This window comes from Chromohalobacter sp. 11-W (genome assembly GCF_029889905.1).
Taxonomy (GTDB): Bacteria; Pseudomonadota; Gammaproteobacteria; order Pseudomonadales; family Halomonadaceae; genus Chromohalobacter.
This window is the reverse complement of record NZ_JARANZ010000002.1, coordinates 15,248-32,471: the sequence shown is the minus strand read 5'-3', so window position 1 is coordinate 32,471 and position 17,224 is coordinate 15,248. Positions and strand designations below refer to the sequence as shown.

Annotated in this window: 20 protein-coding genes; 4 read left to right on the top strand and 16 right to left on the bottom strand. The window is 60.2% G+C overall.

Annotated features, from left to right (window positions below; all coding sequences use genetic code 11):
• Window positions 1-115: 115 nt before the first annotated feature.
• On the top strand, window positions 116-697 hold the full coding sequence (locus OP494_RS02875) for a Fe-Mn family superoxide dismutase (protein ID WP_280539219.1): 582 nt from the start codon (window positions 116-118) through the stop codon (window positions 695-697).
• A gap of 69 nt (window positions 698-766) precedes the next feature.
• Here OP494_RS02875 and OP494_RS02870 read toward each other — a convergent pair whose 3' ends face one another.
• Window positions 767-2,059 carry a nucleotide sugar dehydrogenase gene (locus tag OP494_RS02870; protein WP_280539218.1) on the bottom strand — a complete coding sequence of 431 codons (1,293 nt, stop codon included), beginning with the start codon at window positions 2,057-2,059 and terminating at the stop codon, window positions 767-769.
• A gap of 4 nt (window positions 2,060-2,063) precedes the next feature.
• Window positions 2,064-2,951, bottom strand: a complete 888-nt coding sequence (gene galU, locus OP494_RS02865; protein ID WP_280539216.1) for a UTP--glucose-1-phosphate uridylyltransferase GalU — start codon at window positions 2,949-2,951, stop codon at window positions 2,064-2,066.
• A gap of 280 nt (window positions 2,952-3,231) precedes the next feature.
• Here galU and ubiG point away from each other — a divergent pair, with 280 nt between their 5' ends.
• On the top strand, window positions 3,232-3,969 hold the full coding sequence (gene ubiG, locus OP494_RS02860) for a bifunctional 2-polyprenyl-6-hydroxyphenol methylase/3-demethylubiquinol 3-O-methyltransferase UbiG (RefSeq protein WP_280539215.1): 738 nt from the start codon (window positions 3,232-3,234) through the stop codon (window positions 3,967-3,969).
• Window positions 3,966-4,655: an HAD-IA family hydrolase gene (locus OP494_RS02855; protein ID WP_280539214.1), complete on the top strand. Its 690-nt coding sequence runs from the start codon at window positions 3,966-3,968 to the stop codon at window positions 4,653-4,655. The genes ubiG and OP494_RS02855 overlap by 4 nt, the downstream gene beginning before the upstream one ends.
• Before the next feature lie 9 nt (window positions 4,656-4,664).
• On the opposite strand, the gene OP494_RS02850 is transcribed toward OP494_RS02855, so the two are convergent.
• The 14 genes from OP494_RS02850 to OP494_RS02785 all read right to left on the bottom strand — a co-directional run bounded on the left by OP494_RS02850 (window position 4,665) and on the right by OP494_RS02785 (window position 16,051).
• Window positions 4,665-5,444 (bottom strand): YciK family oxidoreductase, encoded by a 780-nt coding sequence (locus tag OP494_RS02850; protein ID WP_280539213.1) that lies wholly within the window; start codon window positions 5,442-5,444, stop codon window positions 4,665-4,667.
• 24 nt (window positions 5,445-5,468) lie between these two features.
• Complete coding sequence (gene ybgF / locus OP494_RS02845; protein ID WP_280539212.1) at window positions 5,469-6,269, bottom strand: tol-pal system protein YbgF; 801 nt, start codon at window positions 6,267-6,269, stop codon at window positions 5,469-5,471.
• 18 nt (window positions 6,270-6,287) lie between these two features.
• Complete coding sequence (gene pal / locus OP494_RS02840; protein ID WP_280539211.1) at window positions 6,288-6,821, bottom strand: peptidoglycan-associated lipoprotein Pal; 534 nt, start codon at window positions 6,819-6,821, stop codon at window positions 6,288-6,290.
• Window positions 6,822-6,862: 41 nt separating this feature from the next.
• Window positions 6,863-8,149 (bottom strand): Tol-Pal system beta propeller repeat protein TolB, encoded by a 1,287-nt coding sequence (gene tolB / locus OP494_RS02835; RefSeq protein ID WP_280539210.1) that lies wholly within the window; start codon window positions 8,147-8,149, stop codon window positions 6,863-6,865.
• Window positions 8,149-9,183, bottom strand: coding sequence for a cell envelope integrity protein TolA (gene tolA / locus OP494_RS02830; RefSeq protein WP_280539209.1), 1,035 nt, complete (start codon window positions 9,181-9,183; stop codon window positions 8,149-8,151). The genes tolB and tolA overlap by 1 nt, the downstream gene beginning before the upstream one ends.
• A gap of 9 nt (window positions 9,184-9,192) precedes the next feature.
• Window positions 9,193-9,633, bottom strand: a complete 441-nt coding sequence (gene tolR / locus OP494_RS02825; RefSeq protein ID WP_075369320.1) for a protein TolR — start codon at window positions 9,631-9,633, stop codon at window positions 9,193-9,195.
• A 10-nt stretch (window positions 9,634-9,643) separates the two neighbouring features.
• Complete coding sequence (gene tolQ, locus OP494_RS02820; RefSeq protein WP_075369321.1) at window positions 9,644-10,333, bottom strand: protein TolQ; 690 nt, start codon at window positions 10,331-10,333, stop codon at window positions 9,644-9,646.
• A 39-nt stretch (window positions 10,334-10,372) separates the two neighbouring features.
• The gene (gene ybgC, locus OP494_RS02815) at window positions 10,373-10,768 is read right to left on the bottom strand and encodes a tol-pal system-associated acyl-CoA thioesterase (RefSeq protein WP_280539208.1); all 396 of its coding nucleotides are present in this window, start codon (window positions 10,766-10,768) and stop codon (window positions 10,373-10,375) included.
• A complete protein-coding gene (gene ruvB, locus OP494_RS02810) occupies window positions 10,765-11,820 on the bottom strand; it encodes a Holliday junction branch migration DNA helicase RuvB (protein WP_280539207.1) in 1,056 nt (351 codons plus the stop codon). Before ruvB ends, ybgC begins: the two co-directional genes overlap by 4 nt.
• A 9-nt stretch (window positions 11,821-11,829) precedes the next feature.
• Window positions 11,830-12,444 carry a Holliday junction branch migration protein RuvA gene (gene ruvA, locus OP494_RS02805; RefSeq protein ID WP_040241095.1) on the bottom strand — a complete coding sequence of 205 codons (615 nt, stop codon included), beginning with the start codon at window positions 12,442-12,444 and terminating at the stop codon, window positions 11,830-11,832.
• An 80-nt stretch (window positions 12,445-12,524) separates the two neighbouring features.
• Window positions 12,525-13,064 carry a crossover junction endodeoxyribonuclease RuvC gene (gene ruvC, locus OP494_RS02800; protein WP_280539206.1) on the bottom strand — a complete coding sequence of 180 codons (540 nt, stop codon included), beginning with the start codon at window positions 13,062-13,064 and terminating at the stop codon, window positions 12,525-12,527.
• A gap of 43 nt (window positions 13,065-13,107) precedes the next feature.
• Window positions 13,108-13,857 (bottom strand): YebC/PmpR family DNA-binding transcriptional regulator, encoded by a 750-nt coding sequence (locus OP494_RS02795; RefSeq protein ID WP_280539205.1) that lies wholly within the window; start codon window positions 13,855-13,857, stop codon window positions 13,108-13,110.
• A gap of 85 nt (window positions 13,858-13,942) precedes the next feature.
• A complete protein-coding gene (gene aspS, locus OP494_RS02790) occupies window positions 13,943-15,727 on the bottom strand; it encodes an aspartate--tRNA ligase (RefSeq protein WP_280539204.1) in 1,785 nt (594 codons plus the stop codon).
• A 66-nt stretch (window positions 15,728-15,793) separates the two neighbouring features.
• The gene (locus OP494_RS02785; protein ID WP_040241082.1) at window positions 15,794-16,051 is read right to left on the bottom strand and encodes a zinc ribbon domain-containing protein; all 258 of its coding nucleotides are present in this window, start codon (window positions 16,049-16,051) and stop codon (window positions 15,794-15,796) included.
• A gap of 217 nt (window positions 16,052-16,268) precedes the next feature.
• Between OP494_RS02785 and OP494_RS02780 the strand changes: the two genes are divergently transcribed.
• Window positions 16,269-17,210 carry a D-2-hydroxyacid dehydrogenase gene (locus OP494_RS02780; RefSeq protein ID WP_280539203.1) on the top strand — a complete coding sequence of 314 codons (942 nt, stop codon included), beginning with the start codon at window positions 16,269-16,271 and terminating at the stop codon, window positions 17,208-17,210.
• The last annotated feature ends 14 nt before the right edge of the window (window positions 17,211-17,224 follow it).

The following is a 17,224-nucleotide window of genomic DNA, read 5'->3' as shown; positions in this document are numbered from 1 at the left end:
GCGCATCACACTCGTGTGGCGAAATTGGCGCTTACCGGGGCCAGTGCTAAGATACCGGGCGCCGCTGAGAACGCAGATGCTTGGTATTGTAAGGTTTTTAAGTGAGGAGAACATCATGGCATTCGAACTGCCCGCCCTGCCGTACGAGAAAAACGCGCTCGAACCGCATATCTCCGCCGAAACACTGGAATATCACTACGGCAAGCACCATCAAGCCTACGTGAGCAAGCTCAATGAGCTGACCCAGGGCACTGCCGACGCGGATAAGTCACTCGAAGAGATCATTCAATCGGCTTCCGGCGTCATGTTCAATCAAGCGGCCCAAGTATGGAACCATACTTTCTACTGGCACTGTCTGTCTCCGCAGGGGGGCGGCGAACCCAAGGGCGCGTTAGGCGATGCGATCAAAGCGGCGTTCGGTTCCTTCGAGCAGTTCAAGGAAGCGTTCAATGCCAAAGCGGCGGGTAATTTCGGCTCTGGCTGGACCTGGTTGATCAAGACCGCCGACGGCGGCGTGGACATCAGCAACACCGACGATGCCGACTGCCCCATCGCACACGGCCAAACGCCTCTGCTGACCATTGATGTCTGGGAGCATGCCTACTACATCGATTATCGCAATGCGCGTCCAAAATATCTGGACGCCGTGTGGAATGTCATCAACTGGGACTTCATCTCCCAAAACTTCAATGATTGATCGCCCGTCGAGATAAGCAGTGTATCGACGCGTATCGTGCACGCCCCGCTTCGACGAGGCGTGCATCGTTCAGGCGTTGGTCGGATCCGCTCGCCGACCGATACCGCGATAAATCAAGCCACGTGACGCGACATAATCGGGATCGAAGATGTTGCGGCCATCAAGAATCAATGGCGTGGTCATGAGTTCGCTTAGGCGGCGCCAATTGGGATTCCAGTAGCATTTCCACTCGGTGACCAGCATCAGAGCATCCGCGCCTTCACAAGCGGCGTAGAAATCATCATCGCAAAAGCGTACGCGAGGATGCTGCTCGTAGAGCTCACGCAGTGCTGGTAACGCCTCGGGATCGTGAATGCTGACGTTGACGCCCTGCGCCAACAACGCATCGATCAAGGTGAGCACCGGCGCTTGATCGATGCGGGTGGTGCCAGGCTTGAACGCCGCTCCCCAGATAGCGACGCGTCGCTCGAAAAGCTGGCCATGGAAGTGGTGCCAGAATTTGCGGAACAGCGTCTCCTTCTTCTGCTCATTGATGTCGAGGACATGCTCGAGCAGCAACGACTCGCGTCCCGATGCATGCTGGACATCGGCCAGCCGCATGAGGTCGCGCGAGAAGCTGGGACCGCCGAAACCGCAACCGGGATACAGGTACTCGAAACCGATACGGCTATCGGCGCCCATGCCCAGGCGGACATGTTCGACATCGACATCCAGCGAGTCGGCCAGGCCCGCCAACTCGTTCATATAGCTTATGCGTGTCGCCAGCATGCCGATGATCGCCAGCTTGGCGAGCTCCGCGGCGCGGCGCGGCATGAGCTGGAACACATCCTGGCGACGATTGAAGGCACGTAGCAGCTCGCGTACCTGAGCGGTGGCCTGGCTATCTTCGCTTCCGAGCAACCAGCGTGCTGGGCGGGTGAAGGTCTCCCAGGCACGGCCTTCTTCCAGCATGTCCGGTAAGGCGACGGCCGCTTGGCCGGTGTGGCCAAGCAACGCCTCGAGGCGTTCGGTGTGGCCGACCGGAAACGTCGAATTATTGACGATCACCAGCGGGATGCTTTGTGCCGCGGGAATATCGGCCACATAGGCTTCCGCGGATTCACGCTGGTCCGGGGCCAGCGCCAGCCAATGAATCTCGACATCTTCCCGCGTGGGCGTATCGCTCAGGCGTAGCAGACCCGAACAACAACCCGCATCGATCTGGGACTTGAGCCCCGGTTCGCGAAGCAGCCATTCGGCGTGTTCCAGGCGTTGCCAGGGCACCTCAGGATGCGGGCACCAATCGACCTGGTGCCCCACCGAGGAAAGCGCTGCCGCTGCCACGGCCGCCGATAGCTCGCTTCCATACACGTTCACGCGCATGGCATCAGCCCTCGTTTGCGTAACGGCTCAACAGGGAGCGGAAGCCTTCGCCATACTGCGGATGGCGCTTGGCGAGTGCCAGCGTGGCTTCCAGGTAGCCTAATTGGTGCCCGCAATCGTAGGTATTACCGCGCATGCGATAAGCTTCGGCGCCCTGCTGCTGGCGCAGGGTCTCGAGGGCATCGGTAAGCTGGATCTCATTTCCCGCGCCGGGCTTGGTTTCGGCCAGCAACGGGAAGATGGCGGCCGGCAGCAAATAACGCCCGATCACTGCCAGGCTGGAAGGCGCCTCCTCCACCTTGGGTTTTTCGACCATGCCCGTCAGTGGGGCACTATCGCCGGGGGCCGGTGCCTCGCCCTCGAGCGCGACGATCCCATACTTGTGGGTCATCTCTTGCGGCACGTTCTCGACCATGATCTGCGCCTGACCGCTCTTGTCATAAGCCTCGATCATGCCGGCCAGATCGTTCTGCAATAGCTCGCCAGCATCTACCAGCACATCGGGAAGCAGGACGGCAAAGGGATCGTCACCAATCACCGACTGCGCGCACAGTACCGCGTGCCCAAGTCCTAGAGCGACTGGCTGGCGCACGGCGATGATGCTCACATCCTCGGGGACGATGTTGCGCACTTCCGCGAGCAATTCATCCTTGCCCTTTGCCTCGAGCATCGCTTCGAGCTCGAAGTTCTTGTCGAAATGGTTTTCGATGGCGCTTTTGCTGGAGTGCGTCACCAACACGATTTCCTTGATACCGGCGGCCACCGCCTCTTCGACGACGTACTGAATGACCGGCTTGTCGACGATAGTGATCATTTCCTTGGGAATGGCCTTGGAGGCTGGTAGGCAACGCGTACCGAGTCCAGCGACGGGGAGTACGGCCTTCTTGATCATGAGGAATCCTTCCTTAGCGTTCTAGGGTCGAGTGTCGGCAGTATGCCATAGTGAAAAGCGCGACGGCGCCAACGATTCGGCATTCCTTTGATGGTATTCAGGCAAAGAGGTTCGCGCTGTCTTGCATTGTCGAGATTCGCAGAATGCGCCCCTCAACATCCGCGCGTAACATTGTAGAATGTGCATTATTAGCGTGCCGGCACGTGACGACACATAAAGACATAGATTTCGATACGTATGCCGCAGCATCGGTCCGATCATTTCTCCAAGAGGAAGCCCCATGAGCGAGACGTTCGGTAACAACGTTGATCACGCCGAGATCGCCAAGTTCGAAGCGCTTGCCAGCCGCTGGTGGGATCCTGAAAGCGAGTTCAAGCCACTGCATGAGATTAACCCGCTGCGCCTGAACTTCATCGATGAGCAGGCCAATCTGGCGGGCAAGACCGCCATCGATGTGGGATGCGGTGGCGGCATTCTTAGCGAGGCAATGGCCCATCGCGGCGCTCGAGTCACGGGCATCGACATGGGAGAAGCGCCGCTCGCTGTCGCGCGTTTGCACCAGCAGGAAAGCGAGGTGACGGTCGACTACCGTCAGATCAGTGCCGAGGAAATGGCCGCCCAGCACCCTGGTGAGTTCGATGTCGTCACCTGCCTGGAGATGCTCGAGCATGTCCCGGACCCTGCGGCGGTCGTGCGGGCATGCGCGACTCTGGTCAAACCTGGCGGCCACTTGTTTTTCTCGACCATCAACCGCAATCCCAAGGCGTATATGTTCGCCATTCTAGGCGCCGAGTACGTGTTGCAGCTATTGCCCCGCGGGACGCACACCTACAACAAGTTCATTCGCCCGGCGGAGTTGTCGGCCTGGTGCCGTGACGCCGGCTTACGCGTGCGTCGTCAGACCGGACTGACCTATAACCCCGTGACCAAGCGCTATCGCCTAGTGGCCAACGATGTGTCCGTGAATTACATGATGCATTGCACGCCGGAATGGACGGGCAATGGAGAGGCGCAATGAGCGACGCCCGGCCGGCGGCGCTGCTTTTCGATCTCGACGGCACGCTAGTCGACACGGCGCCCGATCTGGCGCAAGCCACTAATGCCTTGCGAACACATCACGGACTCGCGCCCTTGCCTTATGAGACTATCCGCGCCCAGGTCTCGAACGGCGGCAGCGCCCTGGTAGAACTGGCGCTGGGCTTGGCACCTACTCATGCCGATCATGGCGAGGCGAGGCGCTTTCTGCTTGAGGCCTACGGGCGTGATGTGGCGCGACACAGCCACGTGTTTCCCGGGCTGGAGCCGTTGTTGAACGCATGGGATAACGCACATCGCCCCTGGGGGATCGTGACCAACAAACCGCGTGCCTATGCTGCGCCGCTGGTCGAAGCACTGAATCTGACGCACGGCGTATTGCTGGCTGCAGATGACCTGCCGCTCAAGAAGCCCGACCCCGCACCGCTACTCGAGGCGGCGCGACGTCTCGGTGTCGCGCCCATCGATTGCTGGTACATCGGTGACCATCTACGTGACATGCAAGCGGCGCGGGCGGCAGGCATGCACGCCATCGCGGTACGCTATGGTTATATCGGCGCCGAGGAAGCCCCGGACACCTGGCCGGTAGATCGTTGGTTCGAAACACCGGAAAGCTTGACGCAGGCGCTTTGGCCCAGCGAAGGCGACATGGCTGTGCCCACCGGCTGACGACCCCGCCTACGCGGAAGCCGGCGCCACACCCTTGGGTGGCTGGGCGTCGAATGCCTGCCCCGTACGTCCCTGGCTGGCGGGGCCCATCAACCACAAGTAAGTCGGCATGATATCCAGCGGCGTGCGTAACGTCGCCGGATCCTCGTCAGGATACGCCCCTTGTCGCATGGCCGTGCGCGTCGCCCCTGGATTGAGGGTGTTCACGCGTACCGACGAAGTGGGCTCGAGTTCATCGGCCAGCATCTGCATGAACCCTTCTGTTGCGAACTTCGAAACCGAATAAGCGCCCCAACGCGCGCGGCCTTTACGCCCAACGCTCGAGGAGGTCAGCACCACCGAGGCATCGCGCGACGCCTCGAGCAATGGCAGTAACGCCTGCGTCATCCACACCGGGCCGGTGACATTGACCTGCATCACCCGCTCCCAGAGTTCCGGGTCGTAGTGCGCGAAAGACGTCAACTCCCCAAGCAGGCCGGCGTTGTGAAGGAGGCCGTCGAGGCGACCGAACTCTCGTTCCAGTGTCTCGGCTAGATCGCGATATTCCTTGAGTGTCGCCCCCTCGAAGTTGAGTGGGAAAATCGCGGGTTGCGGGCCGCCGGCGGTTTCGATCTCATCGTAGACCGCTTCGAGCTTGGCCAGGGTACGCCCGACCAGTATCAGCGTGGCACCATGCTCGGCAAAAGACCGCGCGGCGGCACGCCCGATGCCCGATCCCGCGCCGGTCACGAGGACGACACGCCCCTCGAGCAGGTTTGCTGGCGGGTGATAATCAATATGACATTCCATGACGCCTCCCTCGTTCAGCGTCAATCAGTCTGACTGGTTAAGGAAATCCTCGGCCATGTCAGCCGCGTTACTATCAGGGTAGTCGTCGCGGACGCGTTCGAGGAGCTTCGTGCTTTCATCGGGATGGCCTTGGCGTGCCTTGAGCAATCCCAGCTTGTAGAGCGCATCCGAGACCTTGTTGCTGCCGGGATAGTCATCGATGACCGTCTGGAAAGACTCGGCAGCCGCGTCCAATTGCGATTGCGCGGAATACAACTCGCCTAGCCAGTAATGCGCGTTAGGGCGTAAATCGGAATTCGGGTATGCACCGATGAAATCTTCGAAGGCCTGGATTGCCTGATCGAACTCACGCGCCTGCACCTTCTGGAAAGCCGCCTGATAATCTTCGCGTCCCTGGTCGCCAGACGTGCCCCCTTGAGCGCTACCTGTTTGCGATGCGTTGGTAGCGGCGTTACCGGAGACCGACTCGGCGGCATCGCTATCGACGCCGGAAGAATTCCTAGAGGAGGCAGAGCGCGATGCCATGTCATCGATGCGCTTTTCAAGATCCAGAAAACGTTCTTGCGAAAGCTTCTTCTGCTGTTCGAGCTGGTAACGCAATTCCTCGAGCTGGCCGCGCAGTTGCTTGATTGCGCGCTGGCTGTCCTGCAACTGATTGAACAAGGCCAGATTGCCACCACCGCCGCTCGACGCTTCACGCACGGCGGTCTGGCTATAGATGCTGCTGGACTGGTCGGTCAAGTCATCGACCGAGGGCTGAGCCCATACGGACAGCGGGAGCACCAGGGCTCCCGCGCCGCACAGTCTTTTCAGACCGTGTTTCATACCTGACTCCGGCGACGTTTAGTAGGAAAAGACGACGCGGCGATTCTGGGCGTACGACTCTTCATCGTGACCGCGTACCGCAGGACGCTCTTCACCGTAGCTGACGATTTCGACCTGTGAGGATGAGACACCTTCCACGCTCAGATATTGCTCGACGGCTTGCGCACGACGCTCGCCCAACCCCAGGTTGTACTCGCGGGTGCCGCGCTCATCGGCATGCCCTTCCAGAACGACATCGGTGTTGGGATGGTTCTTGAGGTATCGAGCATGCGCTGCGAGGACAGACTCGAATTCCGGACGAATGGTGTCGCGGTCGAACGCAAAGTAGATGGTGCGCTCTTCGGGGATGGCATTGCGGTCGCCCATCTCGCTGCCCGTGGTGCCTTGGCCACTTTCCATGCCTTGGCTGGAGGCGGAGCCTGAGCCACCGGCGCCTGTTCCGGACATGCCGTCCATGCTGCCGTCTTGGGTGCCGCCAGTGCTGGAACAGCCTGCGAGAACGGCGAGTGAAATGGCGACGGCGAGGCCTTGGGCATACGGTTTGAATTGCATTGTTTTCTCCTTGCTTGGAAGTCTAATGACGCTATCGCGGTTTAGTCTAAAAAGGGTGACCATGCGGGTTCGCGCACGTCCCCTTGCGGCGATGGCAGCCGGAAGGTAGCACTGCCATCGTCCGATACAGCCCCCAATACACCGCGGGTCCCTTCTTGCGTGGCGAAGATTACCATGGTGCCATTCGGCGCGACACTGGGAGATTCATCCCAGTTGGAATCGGTGAGGATCGTCATGCGATCGGTATCCAGATCCTGGCGAGCAATGTGGAAACCATCGTCGTCGCGGGTCACCATAAATATCGCATCACCCTCCGGGTTGAAACGGCCACGTGAATTATAGCTGCCGGTAAAGGTAATCCGTTGGGCCTGCTCATCGCCCAAGTTGTAACGATAGATCTGTGGGTTGCCACTACGGTCGGAGGTAAAAATCAGGCTGCGACCGTTCGGTGCCCACTCGGGTTCGGTGTCGATCGCATCACTATGCGTGAGGCGCGTGAGGTCACGCGAGCCGAGATCCATGACGTAGATCTCCGGCTGGCCATCCTTGGAAAGCGACATCGCTAGCTTGCGTCCATCTGGTGACCACGCCGGTGCGCCGTTGATTCCTTCGAAAGAGGTCAGCCGGACACGCTGTCCAGTCGAAAGATTCTGGACATAGATGGAGGGTCGTCCTGTCTCGAACGAGACATAGGCCAGCTTGCGACCGTCGGGCGACCACGCCGGCGACATGATGGGCTCATCCGAGGAGAGAATTTCCTGATTGTTGTGCCCGTCGGAATCGGCGATGTTCAAAGTATATTTGATGTTGTCATCGACGCCATTGGCCGTGACATAAGCGATGCTCGTCGAGAAGGCACCACGAATGCCAGTGATCTCTTCAAAGATCTGATCACTGATATAGTGCGCGCTGTCGCGGAGCTGATCGCGGCTGGAGGTGACGACCTCGCCGAGCATACGGTCTTCGCCATTGACGTCCAGAAGCTCATACTGAATGCGGTATTGTCCCCCCTGGTTCTCGACCTTGCCCACTACCAGGTAGTCGCTATCCAACTGCTGCCAATCCTGATAATAAACATCATCGCTGCTACTGGGCCGAGAGATCAGCGAATTTTGCGACAATGGCTCGAAACGACCGCTGCGTTCCAGGTCGTTGCTGACAATACGCGAGACCTCTTGCGGTAGTTCATTCCCGCCTTCCATTGGCACGATGGCAATGGGAATGGCCTGATCGCTGCCCTTGGTGATTTCGATGGTCAGCTCGGCATGCGCCATCCCGGCGCACAACATCAGCAGCAGCGCGGCTGTCCAAAGATTGAGTCGTTTCATCAGCGGATGTCCTCTGGGTTGAAGTCCAGATTGAATTCACGGAACCGACCTTTTACCGAAGCGTCGAGTTCGCGCATCTCACGGAATGGCGCCGCCTTTTCGACGGCACTGATCACGGAATGATCGAAGGCGGAATTGCCACTGCTTTGTGTGATCGTGGCGCTTACCAGCTCGCCAGTGGGCAGTAATTGGATTCGCACGATAGCGCGTAACTCCGAAGACGCATTGGAAGGTACATTCCAGCTTTGTTCGACGTATCGGCGAACCAGGTTCTTGAAGCCATTGGCGGCTTCGTTGGCCTGCTTGGCGTTAGCAATGGATTGTTCTTCATCACTGATCATGCTGTCCAGTGATGAATTATTGGCCTGAGCCGCCCGTTCGGCGAGCTCTTGCTGACGTTTCCGTTCGGCCTCTGCCTGACGCTTCTTCTCGGCCTCAGCTTCTGCTTGGCGCTTTCTTTCTGCCTCGGCCTCTGCTTGACGCTTCCGCTCGGCTTCGGCTTCGGCTTCTGCCTGACGCTTTTTCTCGGCTGCGGCTTCTGCTTGGCGCTTCTTCTTGGCCTCGGCTTCTGCCTGACGCTTTCGTTCGGCCTCAGCCTCGGCCTGACGCTTTTTCTCGGCCTCGGCTTCTGCCTGGCGTCTTTTCTCCGCTTTGGCGCGTTGCTCCGCTGCGCGTTGTGCTTCTTCCTGCAAGCGTTGCGCTTCGGCTTTGGCTTCTTCCACCGCGCTATCCGTTACCTCGGCGTCGCTATCGGGCGCTGGTTCTTCGGACGATTCCGCAGGTGCCGATTCTTCGGGTTCCTGCGCGCCCTCTTCTTCCGGCTGAGAAGCGGGCGGAGCGGAATCTTCGGTCTGCTGGGGTTGGTCCGTCGCCGTTTCAGCGCGGACGAGCGTCGCCTGAACCACCGATGAAGAGGTTGGGTCGGGCTCGCTTTCAGGCCATTTGATGATGGTGAGCATCAGCGCCGCGATATGCACGCCAATGGCCAGCAGCACTGGCCAGCCATAGCCTACACGGCGTTCACGTTTCGCCATGTCGATGCCTCACTCTTCACCGCCGGAAGGGGGTTCGGAGATAAGTCCGACGTTACCCACTCCCGAACCTTGCAGCGTACTCATCAATGTCACGATCTGACCGTAGGCGACATTGCGATCGCCACGCACCATGACCGGCGTATCCGCGTTGCGGCTCAGCATGGCCTTGACCTTTTCCCCGAGCTCATCAAGGGCGACGGGGGTCTCTTCGTCCCCCAGGGAAATGTAGTACTGCCCTTCACGATCCACCGATACGATCAGTGGCTCTTGCTCCTCGGTATCGATGGGATCGGACGACACTTGTGGCAGTTCGACATCGACGCCCTGACTGAGCATGGGGGCGGTGATCATGAAGATCACCAACAGCACCAGCATCACATCGATGAACGGCACGACATTGATCTCACCCATCGGCTTGCGCCGCTGGCGATGATGATAGGATCCGTACATGCTTCCTCCCTCAGGATGCCTCGCGTTCGCTGCGCCCCTGCAGATTACGGTGCAGGATGGCGTGGAATTCCTCGGCGAAGTTTTCGTATTTGCCGAGCAAGCGTCCCGCATGGGCGGATAGTCGGTTATAGAAGATCACCGCAGGAATAGCTGCAAACAACCCCATGGCCGTGGCGACCAACGCCTCAGCGATCCAGGGCGCGACAGTGGACAGCGTCGCCTGCTGTGCCATCGACAAGCTTTGGAACGACCCCATGATGCCCCACACGGTACCGAACAAGCCGATATAAGGGCTTGCCGAAGCGACCGTGGCGAGGAAAGTGAGATGCAACTGCAGGCGGTCTTCTTCACGCGAAAGCGCGACGCGCTGGCCCCGCTGAACGCCTTCGAGCACCGCATCGGTGCTTTGGGTCTTGGGCATCAGACGATTGAACTCACGAAAACCGGAACGAAAAACGTGCTCCGCACCCAGCGATTCCTGTTCGGCGGGCAGGTCACGATAGAGTTCATTGAGATCGACGCCGGACCAAAAGCGGTCCTCGAAATCTCGATACGACTTTTCGGCGCGGCGCAGCGCGATGCTGCGTTGGAAAATGATGATCCATGAGGCTATTGAGGCAGCCAGGAGCAGGAGCATGACCAGTTGAACGATCAGGCTGGCGTTCATGATCAGGTGCGGAATGGACATGGAGTCGTTCACGGCAGTCCTCGTGTCGCTTGAGAGTTCGTTTCGCTTGGTTTATCCGTGCATTAGTGGCTGCAGTGCATCCGGCCAACGCACGGGTTTAAGCCGAGAAGCCTCGAGGCAGACGATGTCCACCCGGGCCTCGCACAGTCGTTCCCCGCGACGTGTCACTGTCTGGGCGAAGGTCGCGCGGCAGGCAGTGGATTCGACGACGTCCGCCGTGATGTGCAGCTCGTCGTCGAGGTGGGCGGGCTTGGCATAACGGCATTCCAGGTGATGTACGACCAGTTGGATACCCTGTGCGAGCAAGTCGCGCTGGGCCAGGCCGTGATGGTTTAGCCACTCGCTGCGTGCCCGCTCCATGTATTTGAGATAATTGACGTAATAGACGATACCGCCGGCATCGGTGTCTTCGATGTAGACCTTGACCGTATGCGTGAAATCGCTCATGCATCGCCCTCCTGTCGCTTGTCATCAAGCGACGGCGCCGCGACAACGGCATCGGACGGTGTCAGGCCGAAGTGTTCGTAAGCCAGACGTGTGACCACACGTCCACGCGCGGTGCGCATCATGAACCCCTGCTGGATCAGGTACGGTTCTAGGACATCCTCGATCGTGTCGCGTTCCTCGCTGATCGCGGCCGCCAGGCTGTCGACGCCGACCGGGCCGCCATCGAACTTCTCGATCATCGCCATCAACAGGCGTCGGTCCATATGGTCGAGGCCATGGCGGTCGACATGCAGCATGTTGAGGGCTTGATCGGCTATTGCTTCGTTCAGGCGACCATCGCCACGCACTTCGGCGAAGTCGCGCACGCGCCGCAGCAGACGATTGGCGATGCGTGGCGTGCCACGCGCGCGGCGGGCAATTTCGGCCGCACCGTCACGGTCGGCCTCGACCCCCAACAAATGCGCCGAACGCACCACGATCTCGGTCAACTCGTCGACCGCATAGAATTCCAGCCGTTGCACGATACCGAAACGATCGCGCAGCGGCGATGTGAGCAGCCCCGCACGCGTAGTAGCGCCCACTAGGGTGAAGGCAGGCAGATCGAGTTTGATGGAACGCGCGGCGGGCCCCTCGCCGATCATGATGTCGAGCTGATAGTCCTCCATCGCCGGATACAGCACCTCTTCCACCGAGGCGGGAAGGCGATGTATCTCGTCGATGAATAGCACGTCACCGGCTTGCAGGTTGGTGAGCATGGCGGCGAGGTCACCGGCGCGCTCGAGCACAGGGCCGGAGGTCGATTTGATATCGACCTCCATCTCGGCGGCGATGATATTGGCCAACGTCGTCTTGCCAAGGCCAGGCGGTCCGAAGATCAGGGTATGATCGAGGCTATCGCTGCGCTGACGGGCCGCGCTGATGAAGATATCCATCTGCTCGCGCACGCGAGGCTGACCGATGTATTCGGTCAGCCGCTGCGGACGGATGGCATGATCCACATGTACCTCGCTTCCCTGAGGTTGTGCCGCGATTAGACGGTCGGTATCGATCATTCGCGGTCCTTAACCTGCCATCTTGCGTGTCAGGGCGGCTTTGATCAGGCCTTCCGTGGAGAGGCTATCATCCAGCCCGGACAGCATGCGCGAGGCTTCGGTAGGTTTGTAGCCCAAGGCGACGAGGGCCGATTCCGCATCGGCGAAAGGATCGGCCGCAGGCGCTGCGGGTGAAGCACCCAGCTCAAGAGCATGCAGTCCGTTTTCCTGCTCGAGCTGCCAATGGGGGAAGCGGTCACGCATTTCCACGACCAAGCGGTCGGCGGTTTTCTTGCCGACGCCGGGGAGGCGCGTCAGCGCCTTGCTGTCGTCTTCCATGACGCAGCGGATGAAGGCTTCCTGATCCATGCCGGAGAGAATCGCCAAGGCGAGCTTGGGCCCTACCCCGTTGACCTTGATCAAGGCGCGAAACAATTGGCGTTCCTCGCCGCGTGCGAAGCCATACAGTAGATGCGCGTCCTCGCGCACTGCCATATGTGTGTGAAGTTGCACCTCTTCGCCCACCGCCGGCAATGCCAGCAAGGTGGTCATGGAGGTCTCCAACTCATAGCCGACGCCGCCGACATCGACGACGATCCACGGCGGTTGCTTTTCCAGCAGGGTGCCACGCAAGCGTCCAATCATGCACATCGAGTCCTTCGATTGACTGGGTTGACACTATACTGATCCGCCTCGCAACTGACCAGCACCCGACATGCGGCGCCTCACTCGGGGCGGAAGTCGCGCCAACGCTGACGGGAACCGCTTCGCCGCCGCCCGCGCGTCGCTGACAACGAGCGGCCCTGGCGCGCATAGGCATGCGTCAAAGCGATGGCCAGTGCGTCGGCGGCATCGGCTTGTGGCGTGCCGTCGAGCCCCAGAATCGCCGTCACCATATGTTGTACTTGATCCTTGGTCGCCGCGCCGGTACCGGTGACGGCTTGTTTGATCTGGGTGGGCGCGTACTCGAAGACCTCGAGGCCGTGATTGGCAGCGCAGACGATGGCCGTGCCGCGTGCCTGTCCCAGCTTGAGTGCGGAGTCGGCATTCTTGGACATGAAGACCTGCTCGATGGCGACTTCATGCGGACGATGCACGCCGATCAACTCGCCGATGCCGGCATACACCTGGGCGAGCTTTTGGGCCAACTGATCGCTCTTGATGCGGATGCAGCCGCTGGCTATGTAACGCGGCGTCGCCGAGGCGACATCGACGACGCCGTAACCGGTGATACGCGACCCGGGATCGATTCCCAGCAGGATCATCGCCGCATCATCTCCGTGGCACTACTCACTCGCGTCATGCCACTCACTCGAGTTCCGCCATGACGGCATCGGAGAAGTCGGCGTTGGAATAGACATTCTGCACGTCGTCGAGGTCTTCGAGCATGTCGAATAACTTGAGGACCTTGCGCGCCGTATCGACGTCGTCGATGGGGGAGTAGTTATCGGGATAGGACCCGACATCGCTCGCGGAGGGCTCGATGCCCGCCTCGATGAGTGCATCCTTGACCGCACCGAAGCCTTCCACGGACGTCACGATCTCGAGCGTTCCGTCGTCCTGAGTGACGATGTCCTCGGGTTCGGCGGCCAGTGTAGCCTCCATGGCGGCCTCCTCGGAGGTGCCTTCCGGCAGCGTCAACCGCCCTTGCTTATGGAACATGAAGGCGACGGACCCGGACGTGCCCAGATTACCGCCGTTCTTGTTGAAGGCGTGGCGTACCTCGGAGACCGTACGATTGCGGTTGTCGGTCATGCACTCGACCATCACGGCGACGCCTTCGGGGCCATAACCCTCGTAGACGGTTTCCTCCATCTCGTCGCCGTCGGCATTGCCGGCGCCACGCTCGATGGCACGCTGGATGGTGTCCTTGGTCATGTTGTTGGCCAGCGCCTTGTCGATAGCGGCGCGCAGGCGCGGGTTATCCGCTACTTCGCCACCACCCTGGCGGGAGGCAACGGTCAACTCACGAATGAGCTTGCTGAAAATCTTGCCGCGTTTGGCGTCCTGGGCGGCTTTGCGGTGCTTGATGTTCGCCCATTTACTATGGCCTGCCATATCGACGTCACTCCTTAAAAAACAGGCGTTCGCGTTTGCAGGACACCCGGCGCCGAGGCGACGCCGGGGAAACGAGAGGCGCTCGTCAGAGCTCGCCGTTACCGCCTTGCTGTGCCTTCTGGCGCAAGCGAATGTTGAGCTCCTTGAGCTGCTCGGCGCTGACCTCGCCCGGCGCGTCGGTCATCAGGCAGGCGGCACTCTGCGTCTTGGGAAACGCGATGACTTCGCGAATGGTCTTGGCGCCGCTCATCAGCATGACCAGACGGTCGAGGCCGAAGGCCAGCCCGCCATGGGGGGGGGCGCCGAACCGGAGAGCGTCGAGCAGGAAGCCAAACTTTTCCTCGGCTTCTTCCTCACCGATACCCAGCACGTCGAAGACCGTACGCTGCATGGCCTGATCGTGGATACGGATCGAGCCGCCACCCAGCTCAGTGCCGTTGAGCACCATATCGTAGGCGCGTGACAACGCTTTGGCCGGCTCTGCCTTGAGAGCTTCCGGCGAGCACGACGGTGCGGTAAACGGATGGTGCAAGGCCGCCAGGCGGCCGGCATCGTCGGCTTCGAACATGGGGAAGTCCACGACCCACAGCGGCGCCCACGCTTGGGTATAAAGATCGAGATCTTCGCCAAGTTTGACGCGCAACGCGCCCAGGGCTTCATTGACGATGCGTGCCTTGTCGGCACCGAAGAAGATAATGTCGCCATCTTGAGCGTCGACACGCGTAAGCAGCTCGTCGACCACGCCGTCCATGAACTTGACGATGGGCGACTGCAGCCCTTCGATGCCCTTGGCGCGCTCGTTGACCTTGATCCAGGCCAGCCCCTTGGCACCGTAGATGTTGACGAAATCGGTGTAGGCATCGATTTCCTTGCGCGACAACTTGGCGCCACCGGTGACCTTGAGCGCTGCCACGCGCCCGTCATCAGCCTTGGCCGGACCGGAGAACACCTTGAAGTCGACATCACGCATCAGATCGTTGACATCGACCAGCTCGAGCGGGATACGCAGGTCGGGCTTGTCCGAACCATAGCGATTCATCGCTTCGCTGTACGGCATCTTGGGGAATGCCGGCAGGCTGACATCGAGCACGTCCCGGAACAGCTGACGGATCATGTCTTCGGTCAAGGACATGATGTCGCTTTCTTCGACGAACGAGGCCTCGAGGTCGATCTGGGTGAACTCGGGCTGGCGATCGGCACGCAAGTCTTCGTCACGGAAGCACTTTGCGATCTGGTAGTAACGGTCGAAGCCCGACACCATCAATAACTGCTTGAACAGCTGCGGTGACTGCGGCAAGGCAAAGAACTCACCCGGATGCGTACGGCTCGGCACCAGGTAATCGCGAGCGCCTTCCGGCGTGGCGCGCGTCAGAATCGGTGTCTCGATATCCAGAAAGCCTTGGGCTTCGAGATACGCGCGGACGCTATGCGTGATCCGCGAACGCAGCCGCAGCTTGTCGATCATCTCCGGGCGACGCAGGTCGATGTAACGGTGCTTGAGACGCGTCTCCTCGCCGACCTTGCCATGCTCGTCGAGCTGGAACGGTGGTGTGGCCGCTGTATTGAGCACTTCGACGTTTGATGCCAGCACCTCGATCATACCGGTGGGCATGTTGGGGTTCTGGGTGCCTTCAGGGCGCAGGCGAATGCGTCCGCGAATGCGCAGTACAAACTCGTTGCGGGCACGATCGGCATTGGCGAATGCCTCGGGAGTATCGGGATCGACCACGACCTGGGCGATACCATCGCGGTCGCGCAAATCGAGGAAAATCACTCCCCCGTGATCGCGCCGACGATGTATCCAGCCGCAGAGCGCGACTTCCTGATCCACCTGGGTTTCGTTCAATTGACCGCAATAGTGACTGCGCATGTCTTATCCTGTTTCGTTGCGTATTTCATGGGGCGATTCGGCGCCGCCCGAACGGCGCCGAACACGTCAGGCGGGCGTCTTGTTGCCGGTCTCGGTAGACGTGGAGGGCGCGGAAGCCTCTCCCGCGAGATTGCGTTTTTGCCCCGATTTGAAGTCGGTTTCATACCATCCGCCGCCGGCCAGGCGAAAGCCCGCCGCGGAGATCAAGCGTGATAATTCCGCGCGCTCGCAGCGTGGACAATCGGTCAGCGCTGCCGCGCTGACTTTCTGCAGCTTTTCCAGGCGATGGCCGCAGGCCTTGCACTCATACTCGTAGATGGGCATGGTTCTCACCATTCATGTCATCAAGAAGCGCCCGCGCGACGCTCGCGCGGTGGCAGGGATATAGGGCCGGAGATCGCACTTTCCAAGCCTTTTCCGAAAGCCGCTCATTATAGCGCGTTGCGCCACCCAGCGGGCAAGCGTATCGGGGCTCGATATCATGCAGCTTGCCGCCACGATGCCAGACTCACTTCACTTCGTTAAAAGAAAAGGATGTCGCATGAAAGCCGTGATTCTCGATGCCGCCAGCCTCGGCGACGATATTGATCTCTCGCCGTTGCACGCGGCGGTCGATACCCTCGAAGTCCATGCGCATACCGCCATCGATGAGCGCCAGCCGCGTCTCGACAACGCCGATATCGCCATCACCAATAAGGTGGTACTGGACGGCGATTTGCTCGCGTCCCTGCCCGACCTTAAATTGATCTGCGTGTTAGCGACGGGCACCAACAATATCGACATGCAAGCCGCTCGAGATCGCGGCATTGAGGTACGTAACGTTTCCGCCTACGGCACGGCGAGCGTGGCTCAACATACCCTGATGTTGATGCTTGCCCTCGCCAATCGCCTGCCGCTTTACATGCGCGATGTGGCCGCCGGTCGCTGGAATGAAAGTGCATTGTTCTGCTTGCTCGATCATCGCACTCTGCAACTGGCCGACAAGCATCTCGTTATCGTTGGTCATGGCGAGCTCGGTCGCGCCGTGTCGCGCTTGGCCGAGGCCTTCGGCATGCGCGTCACTTTTGCCGCGCGCCCCGGCAACGAAGCCCAGGATTCGCGCCCTTCCCTAGCGTCACTGGCGAGCGAGCTCGATGTATTGAGCCTACACTGCCCGCTGACCGAGCAGACACGGCATCTCGTCGACGCCGAGATGCTAACCCGTTTCAAGCCCGGCGCCTTGCTGGTCAATTGCGCACGGGGCGGTATCATAGACGAAGAGGCAGCGTTGGAAGCGCTGCGGGGCGGATCGATTGGCGGGCTCGGCGTCGATAGCCTACCTCAAGAGCCGCCACGTCAGGGGCATGCGCTCATCGAGGCCATGGATGAGCCACTCAACCTCATCGTTACCCCGCACAGCGCTTGGATCTCGCCGGAAGCTCGCACCAACGTCGTCAGCCTGACGCGCGACAACCTGCATCAATGGCTCGCCTCGCGCGCTTAATACATAAGCTTTAA

What these genes read in the sequence shown, in the direction of transcription:
- OP494_RS02875 (WP_280539219.1), top strand. Translation starts at nt 116, where the DNA reads ATGGCATTCGAACTGCCCGCCCTGCCGTACGAGAAAAACGCGCTCGAA.
- OP494_RS02870 (WP_280539218.1), bottom strand. Translation starts at nt 2,059, where the DNA reads ATGCGCGTGAACGTGTATGGAAGCGAGCTATCGGCGGCCGTGGCAGCG.
- galU (WP_280539216.1), bottom strand. Translation starts at nt 2,951, where the DNA reads ATGATCAAGAAGGCCGTACTCCCCGTCGCTGGACTCGGTACGCGTTGC.
- ubiG (WP_280539215.1), top strand. Translation starts at nt 3,232, where the DNA reads ATGAGCGAGACGTTCGGTAACAACGTTGATCACGCCGAGATCGCCAAG.
- OP494_RS02855 (WP_280539214.1), top strand. Translation starts at nt 3,966, where the DNA reads ATGAGCGACGCCCGGCCGGCGGCGCTGCTTTTCGATCTCGACGGCACG.
- OP494_RS02850 (WP_280539213.1), bottom strand. Translation starts at nt 5,444, where the DNA reads ATGGAATGTCATATTGATTATCACCCGCCAGCAAACCTGCTCGAGGGG.
- ybgF (WP_280539212.1), bottom strand. Translation starts at nt 6,269, where the DNA reads ATGAAACACGGTCTGAAAAGACTGTGCGGCGCGGGAGCCCTGGTGCTC.
- pal (WP_280539211.1), bottom strand. Translation starts at nt 6,821, where the DNA reads ATGCAATTCAAACCGTATGCCCAAGGCCTCGCCGTCGCCATTTCACTC.
- tolB (WP_280539210.1), bottom strand. Translation starts at nt 8,149, where the DNA reads ATGAAACGACTCAATCTTTGGACAGCCGCGCTGCTGCTGATGTTGTGC.
- tolA (WP_280539209.1), bottom strand. Translation starts at nt 9,183, where the DNA reads ATGGCGAAACGTGAACGCCGTGTAGGCTATGGCTGGCCAGTGCTGCTG.
- tolR (WP_075369320.1), bottom strand. Translation starts at nt 9,633, where the DNA reads ATGTACGGATCCTATCATCATCGCCAGCGGCGCAAGCCGATGGGTGAG.
- ybgC (WP_280539208.1), bottom strand. Translation starts at nt 10,768, where the DNA reads ATGAGCGATTTCACGCATACGGTCAAGGTCTACATCGAAGACACCGAT.
- ruvB (WP_280539207.1), bottom strand. Translation starts at nt 11,820, where the DNA reads ATGATCGATACCGACCGTCTAATCGCGGCACAACCTCAGGGAAGCGAG.
- ruvA (WP_040241095.1), bottom strand. Translation starts at nt 12,444, where the DNA reads ATGATTGGACGCTTGCGTGGCACCCTGCTGGAAAAGCAACCGCCGTGG.
- ruvC (WP_280539206.1), bottom strand. Translation starts at nt 13,064, where the DNA reads ATGATCCTGCTGGGAATCGATCCCGGGTCGCGTATCACCGGTTACGGC.
- OP494_RS02795 (WP_280539205.1), bottom strand. Translation starts at nt 13,857, where the DNA reads ATGGCAGGCCATAGTAAATGGGCGAACATCAAGCACCGCAAAGCCGCC.
- aspS (WP_280539204.1), bottom strand. Translation starts at nt 15,727, where the DNA reads ATGCGCAGTCACTATTGCGGTCAATTGAACGAAACCCAGGTGGATCAG.
- OP494_RS02785 (WP_040241082.1), bottom strand. Translation starts at nt 16,051, where the DNA reads ATGCCCATCTACGAGTATGAGTGCAAGGCCTGCGGCCATCGCCTGGAA.
- OP494_RS02780 (WP_280539203.1), top strand. Translation starts at nt 16,269, where the DNA reads ATGAAAGCCGTGATTCTCGATGCCGCCAGCCTCGGCGACGATATTGAT.